23 protein-coding genes are annotated in these 23,856 nt (G+C 62.5%); 17 read left to right on the top strand and 6 right to left on the bottom strand.

Features of this window, described 5'->3' with window-relative positions:
- Positions 1–2 precede the first annotated feature (2 nt).
- From NFV80_RS16145 to map, 6 genes are all read right to left on the bottom strand, one after another.
- Complete coding sequence (locus NFV80_RS16145; RefSeq protein ID WP_295331276.1) at positions 3–1,148, bottom strand: nucleotidyltransferase family protein; 1,146 nt, start codon at positions 1,146–1,148, stop codon at positions 3–5.
- Positions 1,141–2,061, bottom strand: a complete 921-nt coding sequence (locus NFV80_RS16140) for an HprK-related kinase A (protein ID WP_295331275.1) — start codon at positions 2,059–2,061, stop codon at positions 1,141–1,143. The genes NFV80_RS16145 and NFV80_RS16140 overlap by 8 nt, the downstream gene beginning before the upstream one ends.
- Entirely contained in the window at positions 2,061–2,348 is a 288-nt protein-coding gene (locus tag NFV80_RS16135) for an HPr-rel-A system PqqD family peptide chaperone (RefSeq protein WP_295331274.1), read from the bottom strand. The genes NFV80_RS16140 and NFV80_RS16135 overlap by 1 nt, the downstream gene beginning before the upstream one ends.
- Positions 2,349–2,447: 99 nt before the next feature.
- Entirely contained in the window at positions 2,448–2,951 is a 504-nt protein-coding gene (locus NFV80_RS16130; protein WP_295331273.1) for a hypothetical protein, read from the bottom strand.
- Positions 2,952–3,388: 437 nt separating this feature from the next.
- Positions 3,389–5,989: a [protein-PII] uridylyltransferase gene (locus NFV80_RS16125; protein ID WP_295331272.1), complete on the bottom strand. Its 2,601-nt coding sequence runs from the start codon at positions 5,987–5,989 to the stop codon at positions 3,389–3,391.
- Entirely contained in the window at positions 5,977–6,816 is an 840-nt protein-coding gene (map, locus tag NFV80_RS16120; RefSeq protein WP_295331284.1) for a type I methionyl aminopeptidase, read from the bottom strand. Before map ends, NFV80_RS16125 begins: the two co-directional genes overlap by 13 nt.
- A gap of 304 nt (positions 6,817–7,120) precedes the next feature.
- Between map and rpsB the strand changes: the two genes are divergently transcribed.
- The 17 genes from rpsB (at position 7,121) to NFV80_RS16035 (ending at position 23,752) form a co-directional block, all read left to right on the top strand.
- Positions 7,121–7,858, top strand: a complete 738-nt coding sequence (gene rpsB, locus NFV80_RS16115) for a 30S ribosomal protein S2 (protein WP_295331271.1) — start codon at positions 7,121–7,123, stop codon at positions 7,856–7,858.
- 107 nt (positions 7,859–7,965) lie between these two features.
- Positions 7,966–8,862, top strand: a complete 897-nt coding sequence (gene tsf / locus NFV80_RS16110) for a translation elongation factor Ts (RefSeq protein ID WP_295331270.1) — start codon at positions 7,966–7,968, stop codon at positions 8,860–8,862.
- Between the two features lie 43 nt (positions 8,863–8,905).
- Positions 8,906–9,628: a UMP kinase gene (gene pyrH / locus NFV80_RS16105; protein ID WP_295331269.1), complete on the top strand. Its 723-nt coding sequence runs from the start codon at positions 8,906–8,908 to the stop codon at positions 9,626–9,628.
- 15 nt (positions 9,629–9,643) lie between these two features.
- Positions 9,644–10,204 carry a ribosome recycling factor gene (gene frr / locus NFV80_RS16100; protein WP_295331268.1) on the top strand — a complete coding sequence of 187 codons (561 nt, stop codon included), beginning with the start codon at positions 9,644–9,646 and terminating at the stop codon, positions 10,202–10,204.
- Positions 10,205–10,227: 23 nt separating this feature from the next.
- Positions 10,228–11,022 (top strand): polyprenyl diphosphate synthase, encoded by a 795-nt coding sequence (gene uppS, locus NFV80_RS16095; protein WP_295331267.1) that lies wholly within the window; start codon positions 10,228–10,230, stop codon positions 11,020–11,022.
- Positions 11,015–11,851, top strand: coding sequence for a phosphatidate cytidylyltransferase (locus NFV80_RS16090; protein WP_295331266.1), 837 nt, complete (start codon positions 11,015–11,017; stop codon positions 11,849–11,851). Before uppS ends, NFV80_RS16090 begins: the two co-directional genes overlap by 8 nt.
- Positions 11,851–13,056 (top strand): 1-deoxy-D-xylulose-5-phosphate reductoisomerase, encoded by a 1,206-nt coding sequence (ispC, locus tag NFV80_RS16085; protein WP_295331265.1) that lies wholly within the window; start codon positions 11,851–11,853, stop codon positions 13,054–13,056. Before NFV80_RS16090 ends, ispC begins: the two co-directional genes overlap by 1 nt.
- The gene (rseP, locus tag NFV80_RS16080; protein ID WP_295331264.1) at positions 13,053–14,420 is read left to right on the top strand and encodes an RIP metalloprotease RseP; all 1,368 of its coding nucleotides are present in this window, start codon (positions 13,053–13,055) and stop codon (positions 14,418–14,420) included. Before ispC ends, rseP begins: the two co-directional genes overlap by 4 nt.
- Positions 14,421–14,424: 4 nt before the next feature.
- The gene (bamA, locus tag NFV80_RS16075) at positions 14,425–16,710 is read left to right on the top strand and encodes an outer membrane protein assembly factor BamA (RefSeq protein ID WP_295331263.1); all 2,286 of its coding nucleotides are present in this window, start codon (positions 14,425–14,427) and stop codon (positions 16,708–16,710) included.
- 14 nt (positions 16,711–16,724) lie between these two features.
- A complete protein-coding gene (locus NFV80_RS16070; protein ID WP_295331262.1) occupies positions 16,725–17,240 on the top strand; it encodes an OmpH family outer membrane protein in 516 nt (171 codons plus the stop codon).
- Positions 17,241–17,272: 32 nt separating this feature from the next.
- Positions 17,273–18,304 (top strand): UDP-3-O-(3-hydroxymyristoyl)glucosamine N-acyltransferase, encoded by a 1,032-nt coding sequence (lpxD, locus tag NFV80_RS16065; RefSeq protein ID WP_295331261.1) that lies wholly within the window; start codon positions 17,273–17,275, stop codon positions 18,302–18,304.
- A gap of 5 nt (positions 18,305–18,309) precedes the next feature.
- Entirely contained in the window at positions 18,310–18,759 is a 450-nt protein-coding gene (fabZ, locus tag NFV80_RS16060) for a 3-hydroxyacyl-ACP dehydratase FabZ (protein WP_295331283.1), read from the top strand.
- Between the two features lie 8 nt (positions 18,760–18,767).
- Complete coding sequence (lpxA, locus tag NFV80_RS16055) at positions 18,768–19,538, top strand: acyl-ACP--UDP-N-acetylglucosamine O-acyltransferase (protein ID WP_295331282.1); 771 nt, start codon at positions 18,768–18,770, stop codon at positions 19,536–19,538.
- A complete protein-coding gene (lpxB, locus tag NFV80_RS16050) occupies positions 19,535–20,713 on the top strand; it encodes a lipid-A-disaccharide synthase (RefSeq protein WP_295331260.1) in 1,179 nt (392 codons plus the stop codon). Before lpxA ends, lpxB begins: the two co-directional genes overlap by 4 nt.
- A complete protein-coding gene (rnhB, locus tag NFV80_RS16045; RefSeq protein WP_295331259.1) occupies positions 20,700–21,290 on the top strand; it encodes a ribonuclease HII in 591 nt (196 codons plus the stop codon). Before lpxB ends, rnhB begins: the two co-directional genes overlap by 14 nt.
- On the top strand, positions 21,287–22,132 hold the full coding sequence (locus NFV80_RS16040; protein ID WP_295331258.1) for an RNA methyltransferase: 846 nt from the start codon (positions 21,287–21,289) through the stop codon (positions 22,130–22,132). The genes rnhB and NFV80_RS16040 overlap by 4 nt, the downstream gene beginning before the upstream one ends.
- 15 nt (positions 22,133–22,147) lie before the next feature.
- Positions 22,148–23,752 (top strand): site-specific DNA-methyltransferase, encoded by a 1,605-nt coding sequence (locus tag NFV80_RS16035; RefSeq protein WP_295331257.1) that lies wholly within the window; start codon positions 22,148–22,150, stop codon positions 23,750–23,752.
- Positions 23,753–23,856: the final 104 nt, after the last annotated feature.

Here is a 23,856-nt window from a genome sequence, read left to right as displayed (position 1 = left end):
GCTTACTGCTGCTTCAGATCCAGTTGTGCCAGGTCGATCCGCTTGCGGGCGCCGCGGAAGCGCTGCCAGGCCTTCCGCGCCAGATGTCGGGCGAGCAGTTCCGGTGGCATCCGCAACCAGTGCGAGCGAACGTAGATCAGCCAGCGGGCGATGCTTGCCCGGCGCAAGGGATGGTCCGGGTGTTCCGGCAACAGCGCCAGTTCGATCAGCATTTGCATGAGCTTCCGCAACGGCCGGGCGGGCGCTGCGTCGGCCAGATCGCGCAGCACCTGCGCGGGAACCGGTGTGCCGAGCAAGCGTTGTGCGTGGTGCAGACCGTGGAACAGTGGTCGCTCGAAACCCAGTTCGCGTGCCCGCGCTCCCAGGTCTTCCCAGAAACCGGACCGCTGCCCGAAATGGCCGAGCAGATCATGGACATCAACCAGATCACGCAGGCGCAGTCCCTCGTCCGGATCGCCCTCGAGGAACAGATGCACCAGCGCGTGCAGCACCATGTCGGTCGGCGCGAGCACACGCAGGCGCGGGTCGGCGAGCGGTACCGCCGCTGCAAACAATGGTCCGGGGTCGGACTTGATGCGGCTGGTGCGTGGCAGCAGGCGATGATGGAGGTCGATCTCGGTCCCTCGTTCGCCGTGGCGGAGAGGCGGAATTTCGTGCATCCAGACGCGATAGTAATGATCTGCGTAAGGGTCGATCTCCATTCTGAACCAGCCGCGGTCGACCAGCCTCTTTTCGACCTCGGCGAGCCTTTCCTCGGGAATCAGCAGATCGGCATCGGCAAAGATCCGGCCGTCCGCCGGCGGCAGACCCGCCAGCAGATAGCCGGTTCCTTTCAGCAGGATCAGCGCTACGTCGATCCCCTCGAGTGCCCAGAGGATGCGATCGATCTCCCAGGACACCAGCGTCCTGCGATGCGCGATGACGTTGCGTGCGGCCCGCAAATGGGCAGCTGCCCGTGGCGGGATGCCGGCGAGCAGGCACCGGCGCGACAGTTCGCTCTCCAGCCGCCCGAGCAGTCTGGCCTGCCGGGCGACGCGCAGCAGCAGCTCCCAGTCCGCCGGCGGCAAGGTCGGCAGCCTTTCCGGTGTTGTCAGGGCGTCGAGCAGCAGGCTCTGCGCCCGCCGATTCTGGGCGACCGCGCTAGCCACTGGCGAAACCGGACAGTTCGCCGAGCGCGGCGACTGCCTCGTCGAGATCGGAGTAGCTGAGCGAATAGCAATCACAGCCGGCGATCATCGCGCCGACCAGCCGGAAAGCGCCTTCATCGAGGACTTCGTAGTTGAAGGCATTGGTTGCGACCATCAGGAACGCCCGGCTTTTCGCTATCGGGTTCAAGAGCAGCGGTGAATTGGCGATCCAGCGCGGGAACACGAAGCAACGGGGCCGGGCAGTCTCCTGCGCACGCCGGATACTGTCGACCGGCGGTCGGACGTGTGCCACCGTACCCTTGCGCGTCCCGTGGAAGGAGGGGCCAATGTACGCTTCCGGCCGGAAGCGCCTGATCACTTCGATCGATTCGTTCTTCAGCGGGATCAGGCGCGGCATCGGCAGCAAGCGGCCATCCTCGGGTCGCACCAGGCCAAATTCGTCGGACAGCAGGCGCCAGCCCGAGTGTACCAGCGCCGTGCAAAGAGTCGATTTGCCGTCGCCGGGAGATGCCGGGAAGAGCATCGCGTGCCCGTTGCGCTCGACCACCGCTGAGTGGAGCATCAGCAGATGATGCGAGCGGGTGGCCACGCACCAGTTGACTCCCCACTCGAAGGCGGGAAAGGCATGCGCCAAGGTATAGGGGGCGAACGGCGAATGTCCGTCGAGTGCAAAACACGCCTGCTTGCGTATCCAGCGGCGCAGGCTGTGCGGCGGGCTGGCGATGCGGACGTGGAAGTCGGTGATCGATGTCTCGTCCGGCACCGGGTACGGTTCGTACAACGGGTACGCGAGCGAGGCGAACGAATCGAGGTTGGAGCGGATCAGCAGGTTGAAGGGGCCGAACTGGACTCTCAGCCCCTCTCCTGCCAGTTTTTCTCCGAATTCCCGGCGGCTCAGATCACCGATGATCATCAAGCGGCAACGGCTTCTTCCCGGCACACGAGCAGGCCCAATTCTTCCAGTCGCCAGACGGCGAAAGCAAAATCATTGGCGCCCAGGTCGCCATTGCCGATGCCAAGGGCCAATTCAACCGCTTCCTTCACCCGCCTGGCCGTCTGTGGGCCCTGTTCCAGAGAGCGGAGAATCCATGCGGTGGTTTCGTTGAAGACGTGGGTTTCGGCGGACGACGGCTGATACACAACGAAGACATCGTCCCAGTGTTGCCAGATCAGTGAGCGACCGGTGGAGATCAGAATCACCAGAAGCGCCGCAGTTGCCTGTTGCCCGTGATCAGCAATTTTCCGACGCTCATCCCGTGCGGGTTCGACCGGACTCTCGACTCGGTGCGTTTCTGTCCGCTAGCCGCCAGTCAGGGAAGAGGCACTGGTTGCGCTGAGGATTGCAATCGGCTGGTTGTTGAACTGGCTTCCGGTACCGCAGCGGAAGAACGGGTTGGTGGTGGTTCCCAACTGCTTGACCGGGGTGTGATCGGTGACCACGTTGAAGGCGTCCGTCGGATGCACTCTCAAGGCAATATCGGCATCGGTGCACTGGGCGACGTGCGTCACGCACTGATCCTGACCGTCCATCAGACCCGTGATGTTGAGTCCTCCCGCATCGACAATATGCCCGTTGTTGTCCACTCTCGCCAGAAGTTTTGCTCCCGTGCAGGAAGCCGCTGCCAGTGCACCGCTGCGCAAGGTCAGCACCAGCGGCGCCACGGCTGCCGCCCCACGCACCCAGCGCCTGCGGCCGATATCCAGCTCGCTGATGGAAGTCGTGTCTGCGATCATGGCGCTCTTGTCGACCGGCGACTGCTGTGTCGATTCTGTCGCTTCGCCAATTGCGTCCATAGTGTTCATCGTGCTTCTCCCACAGATTTCCGAACTCGGGTGGAACGTTCCAATGTCGCGGCCATCGCGTTGTTCACCAGTCGTCTTGTTGCCATTTGCTGGAGCAATGAAATCATTTTAGCTGCTGCAGCAACGGTCTGCATGTGGCTTACATCACGCTTTGATCCGCGAATCGGAGCAAGTTCCGTGTTTGCTCCCACCCATCGCTCGCCGGGCTAGGTCTGTTGTAAACCGAAGCAACTTCCATGCCCAAAACGGACGATGGTCGGAAACAGTGGTTAAATCATCGGACTATAAACGCCTTCCCGTCTCCAGTGGATGTCTCGCTCGCGTCAGTGTAAAAAAAACCGACACCCCACGCTGGATTGTTGCCGCTCTCGGTCCCGCTGCGGCGGCAGACCGGCCTACTTCCGTGCCCTTGGCGGCCGTACTCCGGAAGGCGGCAGTCAGAGTTTCAGACGGTCGAGCAGCTCGGTTTCCAGCTTGATGCGACTGGCAGTTTCGCCGAGGTCTCCACCACTGATCAGGAAGGTGTCTTCCACGCGCTCTCCGAGCGTCGAAATCTTTGCCGTGTGCAGATTAGCACCATGCGCAGCCAATGTCATGGCGATCGTGTAGAGCAGACCGGGGCGATCGGCAGCATTGACGGAGAGAACGTAGTGCGAGCCTTTTTCATCGCGTTCGATGGTGATCTGCGGCTGGATCGGGAAGTGCCTCACCTGTCGCGAGACACGCCCGCTGCCGGGCGCTTCCGGCGCAGTCTGGCGGCTCAGGCGCTCGGTGAGTTCGTGTTCTACATAGCTGATCATCGTGCGGTCACTGCCTCGATCGCTCAGGTCGAGCAGCATGAAGCTGTCGAGTGCATAGCCGTGGCGAGTGGTATGGATCTTGGCATCGACGATGGTATACCCGGCGCGGGCGAAAAAACCGACCACGCGTGCGAACAGGTCACGCTGGTCGCGCGTGTAAATCAGCACCTCCAGCCCTTCTCCCTGTGGATTCACTCTTGCCTTGACGACCGGCTGTTCGGTGCCGGTGCGGTAGTGCAGGGAGCGCGTGTGCCAAGCGATTTCCTCGGCCGAGTGGCGCAGGAAATACACCGTATCGAGCTGTTTCCACAGGCGCTCGTGGACGGTGTTGGTGAGCCCGAAGTAGCGCAGCAGGCGCAAGGCCTCCTGCTGGCGTTCCTCGATCAATCCCTGCCTGACCGGAGCCTTGCCGCCGGCGAGCAGAGTGCGGCAGGTGCTCCGGAAGAGCTGTTCGAGCAACTGTCCCTTCCAGGCATTCCACACCTTCGGGCTGGTGCCGCGAATATCGGCGACGGTGAACAGATAGAGTGCCACCAGATGTCGCTCGTCCGCCACCATCCTGGTAAAGGCGGCGACGACGTCGGGGTCGGCGATGTCCTGTTTCTGGGCGACCGTAGACATCAGCAGGTGCTGGCGAACCAGCCAGACGATCAGTTCGGTATCGTCGGCGGCAATGTCGTGCTCGGTGCAGAACTCGGCGGCATCCACCGCGCCAAGTTCCGAGTGGTCACCGCCACGGCCCTTGCCGATGTCGTGAAAGAGGGCAGCCACGTAGAGTACCCAGCAGCGTGGGAAATCCTTGATCAGCTCGCTGCACAGGGGATACTCGTGCGTGAACTCGTCGGCGAGAAAACGACGCAGGTTGCGCAGAACCTGCAGGGTGTGCTGGTCTACGGTATAGACGTGGAACAGGTCGTGTTGCATCTGACCGACGATCTTGCCGAACTTGGGCAGATAACGGCCGAGGATTCCGAACTGGTTCATTCGCCGCAGCTCGTGCAGCACGCCGCGAGGTTGCTGGAGAATCTCCAGAAAACAGGAACGATTGGCGTGGTCACGGCGAAACGTCTCGTCAATCAGCGTCCGCGCATGCCACAGTGCACGCAGGGTACGTGCCGTCATGCCCTGCAACGCCGCGTCTTTCTGCAGCAGCAGGAAGCCTTCCAGCATCGCGCCAGGATGCTTGTGGAAGACGTCCTCGTCGATCACGTCGAGCAGGTCATGTCGGTTCTGAAAACGGGGATTGATCTTCTGCGGCAACTGGTCCGGCGGCGGCGATATGGCGGCGCCCAGGTTGAGCAGCAGGATCGTGTTGATCTGCGTGATTTCCTTCGCCGTCCGGTAATAGCGCTGCATCAGCAGCTCGCTGGCACGGCGGGTCGCCGTCGGCGCGAAGCCCAATTGTTCGGCCAGCGCCGTCTGATAATCGAAAAGAAGGCGATCCTCGCGTCGACCGACGTGCAGGTGCAAACGCGTTCGCAGTCGCTGCAGAAAAGTGACGCTGCGCTGCAGCTGCTGTTCTTCTTCCGGGGTGATGAAGCCGTAGCGTGCGAGGTCTTCCCAGGAATCGCCGTAGCCGGCGGCACGGGCAATCCACAGGACCGTTTGCAGGTCGCGCAGGCCACCCGGGGCTTCCTTGCAATTGGGTTCCAGGGTATATGGCGAGTCCTGGTAGCGGCGGTGGCGTTGTTCCTGCTCCATCCGCTTGGCTTCGAAGAAAGCCCGCGGATCGAGGCTGGCCCGGAGCTCGCCGCAGGCCAGGTCGAACAGCTCGCGGCTTCCGGCCAGCAAGCGCGTTTCGAGCAAGGCGGTTTGTACCGTCAGATCGTCGCGGGCCACCTGCACGCAATCATGGATGGTGCGTACGCTTGGGGCCACCTCCAGACCGATGTCGAAGAAGGTCGCAACGGCCCGCTCGAGTTGGGCAGTCAGGGTTTCGTCGGGGGGGGTCGGCAAGAGCAGGAGAAAATCGACGTCTGAGGCAGGATAGAGCTCGCCGCGACCATAGCCGCCAACCGCGACCAAGGCCAGGGAATCCGGCAACCCCAGTGCTTGCCACAGGTCAGCCAGGACGGTGTCGATCAGACGGCAGCGTTCGCGCAGCAGGCGTGCGGCGTCGCCCTCGCGGAGATAGCATTCACGGATCGTCGCCTGCCCCGCCTGCAGGCGAGACCGGCAGGCGGCAACCAGCGCCGCACGTTCGAAGACGGCAGCCTGCACGCCGACTACCGGATCCATTCTGGCGGCGGGTCTGTCGCCTTGGACACGGTGAGAACTTCGTAGCCGGTGTCGGTGACCAGAATCGTGTGTTCCCACTGTGCCGACAGGCTGTGATCCTTGGTGACGATGGTCCAGCCATCGGCCATGGTCCGGATCGCCGCCTTGCCGGCGTTGATCATCGGCTCGATGGTAAACACCATGCCCGCTTCGAGCCGGATGCCGGTGTGCGGCCGACCATAGTGCAGGACCTGTGGCTCCTCGTGAAAACGCGCGCCGATGCCGTGGCCACAGAATTCGCGCACCACCGAGTAGCCCGATCTTTCGGCATGCTGCTGGATCGCGTGGCCAATGTCACCGAGCGTCGCGCCGGCGCGGACCTGTACGATGCCCAGCCACAGGCACTCGAAGGTGACTTCGCACAAGCGTCGCGCCTGCAGCGACGTTTCGCCTACCTGGAACATGCGGCTGCTGTCGCCGTGATAGCCGTCCGAGATCACGGTCACGTCGAGGTTGACGATGTCCCCATTCTTCAGCAGCCGGTCGCCGGGGACGCCATGGCAGACCTGATGGTTCACCGACGCGCAAATCGACTTTGGATATGGCCGGTAGCCTGGCGGAGCGTAGTTGAGTGGTGCTGGAATGCAGCCCTGAACATTCACGATGTAGTCGTGGCAGAGTTGATCCAGTTCCCCGGTGGTGATTCCCGATTTGACGTGAGGCGTGATGAAGTCGAGCACCTCGGCCGTAAGGCGACCAGCGACGCGCATTTTTTCGATTTCCTGCGGGGTCTTGCGCGTTATTCCCATGCGTCGAGGCCAGTGCCGAGGTGAAGAGGAGCGAAGGATAAAGGAAGCGGCAAGCTTAGGCAATTTGCCGATCGTCGCGGTCGATTCCGTAAGTGCAGGCACGATTGCTGAGGAAGATCTGCGCTGGAACGGCGTGCGACTGTTGTCCGAATTGAAATTCCTGCCACCTTGATGGTAGTATCGCCAGCTTTTGCTGACCTGCGTCAGCGAAATTGCGGCCTTGTGTCGCTACGGATGCGCCGCGGAGGCGAATCCGATCACGCACATTCGCTTGTCAAGGGTGCCTGCCATGACGGCGGTAGCGGGGCGAATGGTGGTCCAACCCTGATACGGAAAGTAGGAAATGTCTACAACGATGCGACAGATGCTGGAGGCCGGCGTTCATTTCGGCCATCAGACGCGATTCTGGAACCCCAAGATGGCGCCGTATATCTTCGGCGCCCGCAGCAAGATCCACATTGTCAACCTGGAAAAGACGCTTGCCAAGTATAACGAGGCGATGAACTTCGTTCGCCGCCTGTCGGCCAACAAGGGAACGATCCTGTTTGTCGGCACCAAACGGCAGGCGCGCGAGATCATGGCAGAAGAAGCATTGCGCTGTGGCTCACCGTTTGTCGACCAGCGTTGGCTCGGCGGCATGCTGACCAACTTCAAGACCATCAAGCAGTCGATCAAGCGTCTGAAGGAAAGGGAGACGATGAGCGAAGACGGCTCGCTCGATCGCCTCGGCAAGAAGGAAGCGCTGATGGTCACGCGCGAAATCGACAAGATGCACAAGTCGATCGGTGGCATCAAGGAAATGGGTTCCTTGCCGGACGCACTGTTCGTGATCGACGTCGGTTATCACAAGATCGCCATCACCGAAGCGAACAAGCTGGGGATTCCGATCGTTGCCGTCGTTGATACCAACCACTCGCCCGATGGCATCGATTACGTCATTCCTGGTAACGACGACTCTTCCCGCGCCATTCGCCTGTATGCCCGCGGGGTGGCCGATGCCATCCTCGAGGGTCGCAGCCAGTTTGTCGAGGAAATCCTCGACGCGGTCTCGGGCGAAGAGTTCATCGAAGAAGACGACTGAGCAGCGGATCTTCTGTGCGGTCGCCGGCAATCTGTCCGCGACCGCCTGTCTGGAACGTAGTGGGGAACGGCCGACATTTCTGGCCGGGCCGGCAAGTGGAGAGCGAGATGGCGGAAATTACCGCAAGTATGGTGAAAGAGTTGCGCGACCGGACCGACGCGCCAATGATGGAATGCAAGCGGGCGCTGACCGAGGCCGCTGGTGACATGAACAAGGCGGAAGAGATCCTGCGCGTCAAACTTGGCTCGAAGGCGAGCAAGGCGGCCAGCCGGATTACCGCTGAAGGCGTCGTGGCCATCCACCGGTCGGGCGACGACAAGCTCGGGGCGATGGTCGAAATCAACTGCGAAACCGATTTCGTCGGCAAGAACAGCGACTTTCTGAAGCTGGCCAGCGATTGCGCGGCACTCGTCGTCGCTAACAACCCGGCGGACGTGACTGCCCTCTCGGCGCTGCCGCTTGGCGACGGGACGGTCGAGTCGAACCGGACCTCGCTGGTCGGCAAGATCGGCGAAAACATGTCGATCCGTCGCTTCGTGCGAGTCGAGGCCAAGGGTCGGCTGGCTTCCTACGTGCATGGGGGGGCCAAGATCGGCGTCGTCGTCGATTATCTCGGCGGTGACGAGCAACTGGGCAAGGATCTCGCGATGCATATCGCGGCCGCCAAACCGAAGGCGCTCGATGCGTCCGGTGTCGCCGCCGACCTGATCGAGAGCGAGCGTCGAATTGCCACCGAGAAGGCGCGCGAGGCCGGCAAGCCGGAAGCGATGATCGAAAAGATCGTCGACGGCTCGATACAGAAGTTCCTCGGTGAAGTGACGCTGCTCGGCCAGGTATTCGTCAAGGCCGAAGATGGCAAGCAGACCATTGCCCAGTTGCTCAAGTCCAGGGGCGCGTCGGTGGCCGGTTTCGACCTGTACGTGGTCGGCGAGGGTCTTGCCAAACGGAGCAACGATTTCGCTGCCGAGGTCGCCGCACAGGCTGCCGCCGCAGCCCAGAAGTGAGTTCCGACGCCCGATTGGGAACCAGCAGAGGAGCCTGATGTCGATGTCCGGGAACACGCCAAGCTACAAACGCATTCTGCTCAAGCTCTCCGGCGAAGCGCTGATGGGCGGTGACGCCTATGGCATCAACCGGCAAACGATCTCGGCAATCGTCGCCGAGATCAAGGCGATTGTCGATCTGGGCGTGCAGGTTGGCGTGGTGATCGGTGGTGGCAACATCTTCCGCGGCGTGGCGCCCGCTGCGAGAGGCATGGATCGCGCGCAGGCGGACTACATGGGGATGCTGGCGACGGTGATGAATGGATTGGCGCTGCACGATGCCATGCGTTCTGCCGGAATGGTTTCGCGGGTGCAGTCGGCGCTGAACATCGAACAGGTGGTCGAGCCCTACATTCGCGCCAAGGCAATCCGTTATCTGGAGCAGGGCCGGACGGTCATCTTCTCGGGCGGGACCGGCAACCCGTTTTTCACCACCGACACCGCTGCTGCCTTGCGCGGTGCCGAAATCGGTGCGGAAATCGTGCTCAAGGCAACCAAGGTCGATGGCATCTACTCCGCCGATCCCAACAAGGATCCGCGTGCCACCCGCTACGATCGGATCAGCTTCGATGAGGCGATCGCGCAGAACCTGGCGGTGATGGATGCCACTGCCTTTGCCCTGTGCCGCGACCAGAAGCTGCCGATCAACGTCTTCTCGATTTTCAAGCAGGGCGCGCTGAGGCGGGTTACGATGGGCGAAAGCGAAGGCACGCTGGTCTATTGCTGAGGGAGAGATGGAGCTATGTCGATAGCAGACGTGAAGAAAACCGCTGAACACAAGATGCAGAGGTCGCTGGAGGCGCTGCGGGCCGACCTGGCCAAGGTGCGGACCGGACGTGCGCACACCGGCTTGCTGGACCACGTGCAGGTCGAGTATTACGGTTCGCTGGTGCCGGTCAACACGGTTGCCAACGTGACTCTGATCGATGCGCGCACACTCGGGGTGCAGCCGTGGGAGAAGGGGATGGCGGCAAAGGTCGAAAAGGCGATCAGGGACTCCGACCTGGGACTCAATCCCGCTGCCCAGGGCGAACTGATCCGCGTGCCGATGCCGCCGCTGACCGAGGAGAGGCGCCGCGACCTGATCAAGGTGGTCAAGGGCGAAGCCGAGGGCACGCGAGTGGCGGTACGCAACCTGCGACGCGATGCGATCGCGACGCTCAAGGAAATGCTCAAGAACAAGGAGTGCTCGGAAGATGACGAGCATCGTGCGCAGGATGACATCCAGAAGCTCACCGACCGCTACGTGGCGGAAATCGACAAGCAGCTCAGCCACAAGGAAACGGAGTTGATGGCCATCTAGCGACCGCCGAACGAGTTAGCGGGATGTCGCGCTTCGCCAGTTCAACCCGGGATGTGCCAGCCACGCTGGCAGTCCCGCGCCATGTCGCGATCATCATGGACGGCAATGGACGCTGGGCAAAGAAGCGCATGCTGCCGCGCTTTGCCGGGCATCATCGGGGCGTGGAGGCGGTGCGTGCCACGGTCAAGGCCTGTCTCGACCATGGCATCGAGTATCTGACCTTGTTCGCTTTCAGTTCCGAAAACTGGCGTCGCCCGCCCGAGGAAATTTCGCTACTCATGCAGCTCTTCGTGCGCGTCCTGAAGGAGGAGGTCAGCAAGCTCGATCGCAACGGCGTCCGCTTGCGGGTGATTGGCGACCTCCGCCGCTTCGAACCGGAATTGCAGACGCTGATCCAGGCTTCCGAACAACGGACGGCGGGCAACAGCCGACTGGTCCTGACGATCGCGGCGAACTACGGTGGCCGCTGGGACATTCTGCAGGCCGTCAACCGCATGTTGGCGAGCGAACCGGAGAAGTCCGGTGGCTGGCAGGAGTCCGACCTGGCACCGTATCTGGCGATGAGCTATGCGCCGGAACCTGATCTGTTCATTCGCACCGGCGGCGAGCAGCGCATCAGCAACTTCCTGCTTTGGCAGCTTGCCTATTCCGAGCTGTATTTCACCGAACTCCTGTGGCCAGAGTTCAATTCCCGTGCTCTGGACGCGGCGCTGCTTTCGTACCGGCAGCGCGAGCGGCGTTTTGGTCGCACCAGCGAACAGTTGAGCGGCACGACACCCCCTGCGGCAGCACCGACCGGCACGCGCTTCGATGCTTAGGACGCGGGTGATCACGGCGATCGTCCTGTTCGCCGCCTTCCTTCTCGCGCTCTTCTATCTGCCACCGCTGGGCTGGCTGGTCTTTGTCAGCCTGGTCGCCGCGCTGGCCGCCTGGGAGTGGGGCGGGCTGATGCGGCTCGCTGGGGCTGGGCGCATTCTGCTAGGCATCGCGCTCCTCGTGCTGTGTACCGGATTGGCTCTGCATGAGCCGGCGGCGCTTGGCCTTGGGTCAGACTTTGCCGACGCGGCATGGCGCCTGGGGGCCTTCTGCTACCTGCCGGCGGCAGCATTCTGGCTGATTCTGGTGCCGATCTGGCTGCTGCGACGCTGGTCTCTGTCCAATCGAATCCTGGCCGTTGCCACCGGCATCGTGCTCCTGCTGCCCCTGTGGCTGGCCTTGGTGCAACTGCGCCAAGCGGGTCCGCTGACGGTGCTGGCGATCATGGCCGTCGTCTGGCTGGCGGACATCGCTGCCTATTTCACCGGGCGAAGCCTCGGCAAGCACAAGCTGGCGCCCAGTATCAGTCCGGGCAAGACCTGGGAGGGGGCGATCGGTGCGACAGTCGCCGTAGTCATCTACGGCTGCCTGCTGGCAACCCGGCTGCCGTCCGTGGTGGCAGGGAGTTTCCCGTTGCTGGCGGCGACCCTCGTTGCGCTGACGGCAATCAGTATCCTCGGTGACCTGTTCGAGTCGTTGCTCAAGCGGCAGGCAGGGGTGAAGGATAGCAGCAGCGTGCTGCCGGGTCACGGAGGGCTGCTGGACCGCATCGACAGTCTCACGTCCACCCTGCCGCTGGTTGCCCTGGTTTGGCTGGTGACGCAGCGTTGATGGCTGGCGGGAAGGCGGTGCAGCAACTCACGATTCTCGGATCGACCGGGTCGATCGGGGCAAATACGCTGGATGTCGTGCGTCGCCATCGACAAGGCTATCGCGTCGTGGCGCTGTGCGCGCATCGCCAGGTGGATCAGTTGTTCGCGCAATGCATCGAGTTCCAGCCACGTTACGCGGTGCTTGGCGACGCCGCTCTGGCCGCCGACCTGGGCAGACGGCTGTCTGCCGCCGGCTGCGCGACCGAAGTCGAGCACGGACCCGACGCGCTGGTCCGCATGGCGCGGCTCCCCGAAGTCGATACGGTGATGGCGGCCATCGTCGGTGCCGCCGGGCTGCCGGCAACCCTGGCTGCGGCCGAGGCCGGGAAGAAGATCCTCCTCGCCAACAAGGAAGCGCTGGTCATGGCGGGAGCCTTCTTCCTGCGCACCGTGCGCGAAAATGGTGCCGTTCTGTTGCCGATCGATAGCGAACACAACGCAATCTTTCAGTCGCTGCCCGTCGACTATGCGGGTGATCCGGTCGCCAGTGGCGTGCGTGCCCTGTTGCTCACGGCGTCCGGCGGGCCGTTTCGTGGAATGGGTGCAGCCGAACTCGCCTCGGTCAGCCCGGAGCAGGCCTGTGCGCATCCGAACTGGGTCATGGGACGCAAGATTTCGGTCGATTCGGCGACCATGATGAACAAGGGCCTCGAGGTTATCGAAGCTCATTGGTTGTTCAACGTCCCGGCCGACAGGATTCAGGTGATCATCCATCCGCAAAGCGTCATCCACTCCCTCGTTCAATACGTCGACGGTTCGGTGATCGCCGAACTGGGCAATCCGGATATGCGCACGCCAATTGCGCATGCGCTCGCCTATCCACAGCGCATTGCGGCGGGCGTCGAAGCGCTCGACCTCTGCCAGGTTGCCTCGCTGCAATTCGAGCAACCGGATCTCGCGTGCTATCCGTGTCTGACGCTCGCGTATCGGGCGCTCGGCGAAGGCGGGAGGGCGCCGACGACGTTGAATGCCGCCAATGAGGTGGCAGTGCAGGCCTTCCTCGAGCGGCGGATCGCGTTCACGGAGATTCCGCGGGTGATCGGCGAAGTGATGGATCGAATGCCGGCAGGAGACGAATTGAACTCTCTCGCGGAAGTCCTTGCGGCGGACCAGGAAGCGCGATTGATGGCGGAAGATGCGGTGGCTCACCGCTTTTCCCGATGAGCGGTTTTCTCTACTACCTCGCGGCCTTTGCCCTGATTCTGGGAATCCTGGTCGTCGTCCACGAGTTCGGCCACTATCTCGCGGCGCGCCTGGTCGGCGTCAAGGTGTTGCGCTTTTCGGTCGGTTTCGGGCGGCCACTGTGGGCGCGGCGCTTTGGCCGGGATGGCACCGAATGGGCGATCGGCGCCTTTCCGCTCGGCGGCTATGTGAAGATGCTCGACGAGCGGGAAGGGGACGTTGCGCCTGCGGAGTTGCCACGCAGCTTCAACCGGCAGCCGGTGCAGTGGCGGATGGTGATCGTTGCCGCCGGGCCAGTGGCCAACTTTCTGCTCGCCATCGTCCTCTACTGGGGCCTCTACTGGCACGGAACGGAGGAATTCCGGCCAGTCCTCGGCGCTCCGGCGATTGCCAGCCCGGCCGCCGCGGCAGGCTTCGAAGAGGGCGAACTGGTGCGACAAGTCGCCGGCGAGGAGGTGCAGACCTGGCAGGAGATGCGTTGGCTCCTGCTGCAACGGGCCGCCGAGCAGGATCAGGTGGAACTCGAAGTGATCAATCCGCAAAGCGAGATTGCGCTGCGCCATCTGGATGTGTCGGCGGTGAGACGCTCCGGGTGGGAGGGGGATGCGCTCGACCGGCTGGGTCTCACACTCTATCGCCCGCACCTGCCGCCGGTGCTCGGTCTGATCAATCCGAACAGCCCGGCCGAAGAAGCCGGGTTGCGCGTGGGTGACGAAATCCTGCGCATTGACGATCAGGAAATCGATAGCTGGGCCGACGTGGTGCGCACGGTGCGTCAGTCGCCCGGCAAGGAACTGCAGCTGGAAGTTCTGCGCGATGGAGCTTTGCTTGCCGTGACCGTGACGCCGCTCAGCGTCGACGAACGCGGGCAGGAGGTGGGTCGCATCGGTGCGGCGGTCCGCGACAGCGGCGACTTGCGCGCCACGTTGATGATCACCGTCAGCTACGGGGTCTGGCAGGCGCTGACCAAGGCCGTCGCCGAAACCTGGGACAAGTCGGAATTCACTCTGTTGATGATTGGCCGGATGATCACTGGCGAAGTGTCGTGGCGAAACATCAGCGGGCCGGTTACCATTGCCGATTACGCGGGCCAGTCGGCGCGACTCGGAATCGACTATTACCTCAAGTTTCTGGCGCTGGTGAGCATCAGCCTGGGGGTCCTCAACCTGCTGCCCATCCCGATTCTGGATGGGGGGCATTTGTTGTATTATCTTGTCGAAATCATCAAGCGTGGGCCGGTTTCCGAGAGAACCATGGAAATCGGCCAGCAGATCGGCCTGACCCTGCTGCTCATGCTTATGGCGTTCGCCTTCTACAACGACATCAATCGATTGTTCTCCGGCTGAGCTTATGAAGAAAAACCTGTTCGCAGGTCTGGTGGCCACCCTTTTTGTCTCGGGGGCAGCGGCGGTAGAGCCGTTTACGATCAAGGACATTCGGCTCGAAGGCATTCAACGCGTCGAAGCCGGTACGGTTTTCAGTTACCTGCCGCTCAAGGTGGGCGAGACGATGACCGACGAGAAGGCAGCGCAAGCGATCAAGGCCCTGTTTGCCACCGGGTTTTTCAAGGATGTGCGGATTGAAATCGATGGCCAGGTGCTTATCGTCGTGCTCGAGGAACGCCCGGCGATCGCGCAGATCGATTTTGTCGGCCTGCACGAGTTCGAGAAGGACCAGTTGATCAAGGGCCTGAAGGAAGTCGGCGTGGCGGTCTCGCGCACTTTCGACCGAGCCACTCTCGAAAAGGCAGAGCAGGAGTTGAAGCGGCAGTATCTGTCGCGTGGCAGGTATGCGGCGACGATCACCACGACGATCACGCCGCTCGATCGCAACCGCGTAGCGATCAATTTCAACATCGACGAAGGCGATGCGGCAAGAATCAAGCAGATCAACATCGTCGGTGCGCAGGCGCTGCGCGAAAAGGATCTGCTCGCCGCGCTGCAGCAGACGACTCCCACCTGGATGAGCTGGTATACGAAGAGTGACCAGTATTCGAAACAAAAGCTCTCTGCCGACCTGGAAACCCTGCGTTCCTATTATCTCGACCGGGGTTTCCTGGAATTCAGCATTGAGTCGACGCAGGTATCGATCACTCCCGACAAAAAGGAAATCTACATCACGATCAGCATCAATGAAGGTGATCGCTACGTGGTTTCGTCGGTGAAACTGGCGGGTGACCTCACCACCCTGCCGGAGGAAGATCTCAAGCAGGCAGTCAAGGTCAAGCCGGGAGACGTATTCTCACGCGAGAAATTGAACGAGAGTACCAAGGCCATCAGCGACAAACTCGGTGCACAAGGCTACGCCTTTGCCAATGTCAATGCTGCTCCCGAGATCGACAAGGAGAAGCGACAGGTGGCTTTCACCATCTTCGTCGATCCGGGAAAGCGGACTTACGTACGCCGGATCAATGTCACGGGCAACACCAAGACGCGTGACGAGGTGATTCGTCAGGAAATGCGCCAGATGGAAGGCGCATGGTACGACGCCGACCGGGTTGCGGCGTCGCGCGAGCGGATCGACAAGACCAATTATTTCAGCGAAGTGACCGTCGAAACGCCGCCGGTGCCGGGGACGATCGATCTGGTCGACGTCAATGTGAATGTCGCCGAAAAATCGACCGGCAACATATCGGTGGGTGCCGGCTATTCGAGTGCGGAAAAGGTGATCCTTTCGGCTTCGATCTCGCAGTCCAACATTTTCGGCAGCGGCAAGTTTCTGGCCCTGCAGGTGAACACCGGCAAGCTGAACCGGACGCTCGGCATCAACTACACGAATCCGTATTTCACCGTGGACGGCATCAGCCAGGGTTTCGACCTGTATGACCGCCGGCTCAATCCGACCTCGCTCGGCTACGCTTTCCAGTCCGAGTCGATCGGCGGCGGTGTCCGATTCGGTTACCCGATCGGCGAGAAGCAGACGATCAACGTCGGCCTGGCGATCGATCAGACGACGGTCAACATCAACCCGATCACGATCGCCACGCCGATTCAGTACATCCAGTTCGTGGCGCAGCACGGGGACAGCAACATAACCGTCCCGGCGACCCTTTCCTGGACGAGCGACACCAGGAACAGCGCGATCTACACGACGAGCGGCGGCATGCAGCGCGCCGGGATCGAGGTGGCCATTCCTGGTGCGGATCTGTCGTACTACCGATTGACCTACAAGAACGAAAGGTATTTCCCGCTTACCAAGGACATCGTGCTGATGGTCATGGGCGAGCTGGGCTACGCCAACGGCCTGAACGGTCAGTCCCTGCCGTTCTACAAGAACTTCTACGCGGGCGGTATCGGTTCGGTGCGGGGCTACCAGACGGCCAGCCTGGGTCCCGTGGATCCGCAGTATCCGGATACCTATCTGGGTGGCACGAGCAAGGCGGTGATCAACGCCGAGTTGCTGTTCCCGTTTCCCGGACTCGACAAGTCGTTCCGCTTTGGCCCATTCTTCGACGCCGGCAACGTCTTCACCAGCAACTACACCTACGCCAAGGAAGGCTTGGCCATGTCCGCCGGTCTGACCGGCACCTGGGTTTCGCCGCTTGGCCCGTTGAAATTCAGCTTTGGTCAGCCGATCAATCAGGTAAGTACTGCTAAACTGCAGAAGTTCCAGTTCCAGATGGGGACAAACTTTTAAATGGGAGAATTAGCTTGAAGAAGACGATTGCCAGGCTGCTGGTTGCGTTGATGGCCTCGCTGCCGGTGACTTACGCGTCGGCGGATCAGTTGAAGGTGGGTTACGTCAATACGCAGCGCCTTTTTCGTGACGCGCCAGCGGCCGTGAAGGCGGCGAAGAAGATCGAGCAGGAATTCTCCAAACGCGACCAGGATTTGCAGCGTCTGGCCAAACAGGTGCAGGGCCTGCAGGAGTCCCTCGAGAAAGGCGGGCTGACTATGGCCGAATCGGAGCGTCGCGCCAAGGAGAAGGATCTCGCCGAGTTGTCGCGCGAGTTCCAGCGCAAGCAGCGCGAATTCCGCGAGGACCTCAACCTGCGCCAGAACGAGGAAAATGCTGCGATCATCGAAAAGGCCAACAAGGCAATCAAGCAGCTCGCCGAGAACGAGAAATACGATCTCATCGTCCAGGATGTCGTCTGGGTCAGCCCGCGACTCGACATCACCGACAAGGTCATCAAGGCCCTGTCCGATCCGCAGAGCGTGAAATAAGCGGCGCCTGCGGCCGGATTGCGGGAGTTCTTGTGTCGGGAGGTCTGCGACTGGACGAGATCGTCGCCCGTCTGGGTGGCGAACTGCACGGGGATGGATCGCTGCTGGTCTCGCAGGTCGGCAGTCTGCTCTCGGCAGGGGAGGGGCAGATCGCCTTTCTCGTCAGCCCGAAGTACCGCGAGCAACTGCAGAGGACGCGGGCGACGGCGGTAATCGTCCCGCCCCAGTTCGCCGAAGACACGGCGCTGTCACGCATCGTCCATCCGAATCCCTATGCCTACTATGCGCGGGTGGTGGCGCTGCTCAACCCGGCAGTGCACGGTCCGCGTGGCGTTCATCCCAGTGCGGTGGTCAACTCGCCGCTGCCGGCATCGGCCAGGGTCGGCGCCAACGCCGTCGTCGGCGAAGGCGTGACGATTGGCGAGAATGTCATCCTCTATCCCGGATGCGTGGTCGGTGACCATGTTTCGATTGGCGACGATTCCCTCCTGTACGCCAACGTGGTCGTCTACCCGAACTGTATCGTCGGCAAGCGCGCGATCATTCACGCCGGCGCGATCATCGGCGCGGACGGCTTCGGGTTTGCCAGGGACGGCGCGCACTGGATCAAGATCCCGCAGATCGGTCGCGTGCGGATCGGCGACGACGTCGAGATCGGTGCCAACACGTCGATCGACCGGGGAGCGCTCGACGATACGGTGATCGGCGACGGCGTCAAGCTCGACAACCAGATTCAGGTCGCGCACAACGTCCAGGTCGGCGAGAACACGGCAATGGCCGGCTGTGTGGGAATCGCCGGCAGTGCCCGCATCGGTCGCCGCTGCACGATCGGCGGCGCGGGAATGATCAGCGGTCATCTGGAGATCGTCGACGACGTACATGTTTCGGCCGGGAGCCTGGTCGCCAAGAGCATCAGCCGGGCCGGAGCCTACACCGGCTTCTTTCCAATCGCGACCCACCAGGAGTGGTTGCATAACGCGGCACAGATCCGGCGCCTGGCGAAACTTGCCGAGCGTGTTGCCGAACTCGAGAAAAGTCTCGAAACGATGGGGAAAAAATCTTGAACGCAATGGACATTCACGAGATCATCGGGCAGTTGCCGCATCGCTATCCCTTTCTGCTGGTCGATCGCGTGCTCGACTGCCAGCCGGGAAAATCGATCCACGCCTACAAGAACGTGACGATCAACGAGCCGTTCTTCGTCGGCCACTTTCCGCATTACCCGGTGATGCCCGGCGTGCTGATCCTCGAATCGCTGGCGCAGGCAGCCGGCATCCTGTCTTTCAAGACCCTGGGCGAGAAGCCCGACATGACTTCGTTGTTCTACTTTGTCGGGATCGACAAGGCACGTTTCAAGAAGACCGTGGCGGCCGGCGACCAGTTGCACCTGCATGTCGAAATCCAGCGCCAGTTTCGCAACATCTGGAAATTCCAGGCCGAGGCGAGGGTCGATGGCGAGGTCGTCGCCGATGCCGAACTGATGTGCGCCAAGAGCAATCTGGTGAAAGCGCCGGGATGAGCCAGGCGATGATCCATCCCAGCGCCATCATCGAGGCCGGCGCCCAACTGGGCGCCAATGTTTCGGTTGGCGCCTTTTCGATCATCGGCGAGCAAGTCGAGATCGGCGACAACACGGTGATCGGCCCGCATGTCGTGATCTCGGGGCGGACGCGCATCGGTTGCGACAACCATATCTATCAGTTCTCTTCGCTGGGCGGCCCGCCGCAGGACAAGAAGCACGGGGGCGAGCCGACGCGGCTGGAGATCGGCGACCGCAACACCATTCGCGAGTTCTGCACCTTCAACCTGGGCACCGCGCTGGACGCAGGGGTGACGCGCATGGGCGACGACAACTGGATCATGGCCTACGTGCACATTGCGCACGATTGCCAGGTCGGCAATCGCACGGTGTTCGCCAACAATGCGCAACTCGCTGGTCACGTACACATCGGCGACTGGGCGATTCTCGGCGGCTATACCGGCATCCACCAGTTCTGCCGCGTTGGCGCGCATACCATGACCGCCGCCGGAACCGTGGCCGTACAGGACATTCCGCCGTACGTGATGGCCGCCGGCAACACCGCCAGTCCCTTCGGCATCAATGTCGAGGGTCTGAAACGTCGTGGCTTTTCTCCGGAAGCGATGCTCGCGCTGAAACGCGCTTACCGCACGCTGTACAAATCCGGCCTGATGCTCGAAGAGGCGCGGGCCAAGCTCATCGAAGACGCCGTCGCGCATCCCGAAGTACAGCCGCTGGTCGACTTTCTCGCGGTCTCCAGGCGCGGCATCATCAGATGACTGCCGCCGCGTTGCGGATCGCCATGGTGGCCGGCGAGGCATCGGGCGATCTGCTGGCCAGTCAATTGATGGAGGCGCTGCGCCGGCGTTTGCCAGACGCCGTTTTTTTCGGTATCGGCGGTCCGCGCATGCTCGGCCTTGGCTTCGACGCCTGGCACCCGCTGGAGAAGCTCGCCGTCCGCGGTTACGTCGAGGTGCTCCGGCACTATCGCGAAATCGTCGGCATTCGACGCGATCTGCGGCGCCGGTTGCTGGCCGATCCGCCCGACGTCTTCATCGGCGTCGACGCGCCCGACTTCAACCTCGGCCTCGAAAAGGCACTCAAGCGGCGTGGCATCGCGACCATTCATTACGTCAGTCCGTCGATCTGGGCATGGCGCGGCGGGCGTATCCACAAGATCGGCGCAGCCGTTTCGCGGGTGCTGGCACTCTTCCCTTTCGAGCCGGCACTCTATGAGAAGCACGGCATTCCGGTGAGTTACGTCGGTCATCCCCTGGCCGATCTGCTGCCCGTGGAGGATGGCCGCAAGGAAGCGCGCGAACTGCTCGGCCTTTCGCTGCAGGACGAGGTTTTCGCGTTGTTGCCGGGAAGCCGGCAATCCGAACTGCAGTACATGGCCGATACCTTCGTCGAAACCGCCCGCCTCATTCACCAGCAGGTTCCCGCTGCGGTATTTCTCGTCCCGCTCGCCACGCGCGAAACACGCGAACTCTTCGCCGGCGCGCTGCAGCGCTGTCAGGCACAGCAACTGCCGATTCGCCTGCTTTTCGGGCACGCCCATCAGGCGATGATGGCCGCCGACCTGGTGCTCGTGGCAAGCGGTACCGCCACACTGGAGGCGGCGCTGCTGAAGCGCCCGATGGTCATCGTGTACAAGATGGCGCCGCTGTCGTGGACGCTGATGCAGTGGATCGGCGGCTATCTGCCCTACTGCGGCCTGCCGAACGTGCTCGCCGGCCGCTTCGTCGTTCCCGAGTTCATCCAGGACGACGCGACTCCCGAGAACATCGCGCAGGCGCTGCTCAACCTGTATGCCGACCGGAGCGTGCGCGCCGCACTGCAGGCAGGATTTCGCGCGCTGCACCTGCAGTTGCGGCAGAACGCGGCCGAGAAAGCCGCCGTCGCGGTCATCGGCAGTCTGCCGCGGGCGCTTGCCGCGCATGCTACCGCCTGAAGGCATGCTCTGCGGCGTCGATGAAGCCGGCCGCGGACCGCTCGCCGGACCGGTCGTCGCCGCTGCCGTGATTCTCGACCCGGCGCGTCCGATCGCCGGTCTCGACGACTCGAAAAAGCTCTCCGCCAGGCGCCGCGAGGCGCTTGCCGCCGAGATCCGCGGCACGGCGCTGGCCTGGGCCGTGGCGCAGGCCAGCGTCGAGGAAATCGACCGGATCAACATCCTGCAGGCCAGCCTGCTGGCGATGCAGCGCGCGGTCAGCGGACTCGTCGAGCGGCATGGTCTGCCGCCCGAGCGGGTGTTGATCGACGGCAATCGTTCTCCGACGCTGCCGTACCCGGTCGAAGCCGTGATCGGTGGCGACGGCAGGATCGCCGCCATTGCCGCCGCCTCGATTCTCGCCAAGACCGTGCGCGATGCCGGAATGATCGAGCTGCACGCGATCTATCCGCAATACGCTTTCGATCGGCACATGGGTTACCCGACGGCGCAGCATCTGGCGGCATTGCGCGCATTCGGCGCGACTCCGGAGCATCGCCGCAGCTTCGCTCCGGTCGCCCGCCTTGGTCGCGCATGAGGCGCATCGCCTCGCGCGACAATCCGCACTACAAGGCGCTGAAAAGGCTCTCCGAGAGCGGCCGCGAACGACGCCGGAGTGGTCGCGTCCTGCTCGATGGCATGCACCTGCTCGAGACCTATCGGCAGCGCTGCGGAGAACCGGACGAGGTCCTGGTCGGCGAGGGCGGCGCCACGCGGCCGGAAATCGCCCGTTACCTGGAGGGCGCGGCCGCCGCGACGAACATCACCGTCCTTGCCGATCCGCTGTTCGCCGGTCTGGCGATGGTCGATGCGCCGAGCGGCATCATGGCCGTCGTTCGTCTTCCGCAACCGGCGCGGATGCTCGATCACGATGCCGATGCGGTGCTCCTGGACGGCCTGCAGGACCCCGGCAACGTCGGCTCGATCCTGCGCAGCGCCGCCGCCGCCGGCTTTCGCCAGGTTCTGCTCTCGGCCGACTGCGCGCAGGTCTGGTCGCCGAAGGTGCTGCGCGCGGCAATGGGCGCGCATTTCCAGATCGACCTGCACGAAAGCGCCGATCTGGCGGATTTTCTTGCCGCGTATCGCGGGCAGGCGGTGGCGACCTCGCTCGCCGCCTCGCGCAGTCTCTACGAAGCCGAACTCCGGGCAGCCGTCGCCTGGGTCTTCGGCAGCGAGGGCAGCGGCGTGCGGCCGTCGTTGCTCGCGGCGACTCGCCAGCACCTGCGCATCCCGATGCCCGGAGGCAGCGAGTCGTTGAACGTCGCCGCCGCAGCAGCGATCTGTCTGTTTGAAACGGTGCGGCGTCGGACAGGTACACCCGGCAACGCAACGATCCACGAACACCATCACGCGAGCGGCGCGACCGCCGCGAAAGACTGAAGGTCACGAGGCGCCATGCCCACATTGAACTGGATTGGCAAGGAAGCCGTCGTCAGGCACCACCGGGAAGTGCCGTTCCGCCTGCTGGAGCCGGTGCCCGAGCTGTCCTGCGGCGCGGCGGAGTCCGGCAACCTGATCGTGCAGGGCGACAACCTGCACGCACTCAAGGCGTTGCTGCCGCGCTACGCCGGTCAGGTGAAGTGCATCTACATCGACCCGCCGTACAACACGGGCAACGAGGGCTGGGTCTACAACGACAACGTCAACAGTCCGGAGATTTGCAAATGGCTGGGCGAAGTCGTGGGCAGGGAAGGCGAAACGCTGGATCGGCACGACCGCTGGCTGTGCATGATGTATCCGCGACTGGTGCTGCTGAGGCAGTTTCTGTGCGAGGACGGGGCGATCTTCGTGTCGATCGACGATAACGAGGTGGCGACACTTCGACTGTTGATGGACGAGATCTTCGGGGCGAAGAACTTTGTGGCGACTGTGCTTTGGCAGAAGGTCTATTCGCCCAAGAACTCGGCACGTCATCTCTCAGAGGATCACGACTACATCGTCGTCTACGCGGCCAAAGCCGATAGCTGGAAGCCGAACCTGCTGCCTCGCACGGAAGAACAGAACGCCGCGTACAAGAATCCGGACAAGGACTCGCGCGGAATCTGGAAGACGAGTGATTTGTCTGCCCGTAACTACTACTCGGAAGGAACATACTCCGTCACATCTCCCACAGGACGGGTCATCGACGCCCCGCCAAAAGGAAGATATTGGACTGTTTCAAAGGCAAAATTCGAGGAACTGGATCGCGACAGCCGGATCTGGTGGGGCAAGGACGGCGGCGCGATCCCACAGATCAAGCGTTTCCTGCACGAAGTCAAAGACGGCCGCGTCCCTCAGACCATGTGGTTCTACGGCGAAGTCGGACATACGCAAGAGGGCAAGAAAGAACTGCTCGAACTGGTCGACTTCGATACTTCGGCCGATGTTTTCATTACGCCGAAGCCCACTCGACTGATCCAGCGCATCTTGCAGATCGCCACGGACAGAGACTCGATCGTCCTCGACAGCTTCGCGGGCTCCGGCACCACGGGGCACGCGGTGCTCAAACAGAATACCGAGGATGGTGGAACCCGTCGCTTCATTCAGGTAGAGATGGACTCGGGGATTGCCAGAACCGTCACTGCCGGGCGAATGCAACGCGTCATCGCTGGCTACTGCAACGACAAAGTCGCTGCCATTGAAGGCTTGGGCGGCGGCTTCCAGTTCTGCCGCTTGTCGGCTGAACCGCTGTTCGACGCCGAAGGCCAGATCCGGCGCGACGTGACGTTCGCCCAACTGGCCGAGTTCGTCTGGTTCGCCGAGACCGGCACCGGCTACGCGGGTCAGAGCGATTCCCCGCTGCTCGGCGTGCACGACGGCCGCGCAATCTACCTGCTCTACAATGGCATCCTCAAGGACCGCTCGGTCGCCGGCGGCAACGTGCTCACCGGCCCGGTGTTCGACCTGCTGCCGAAGTTCGCCGGCCCGAAAGTGATCTACGCCGCCGCCAACCGCATGGGCGGCCGCGCGGCACGCTTGGGGCTCACCTTCAAGCAGACGCCTTATGCGCTGGACGTGTGAGATGAACCGTGAACCGCCACTGCTGCGCGTACAGGAAGCGAACTTGCTTTGCGCCTGCAGCACACGGACGCGCAGGCAGCAATGCCGTCAACCAGCTGGAGCAA

It is taken from the genome of Accumulibacter sp. (assembly GCF_023806565.1).
Classification (GTDB): domain Bacteria; phylum Pseudomonadota; class Gammaproteobacteria; order Burkholderiales; family Rhodocyclaceae; genus Accumulibacter.
Note: the sequence above shows the minus strand (reverse complement) of the source record. Positions and strands in the feature narration are given on the sequence as shown.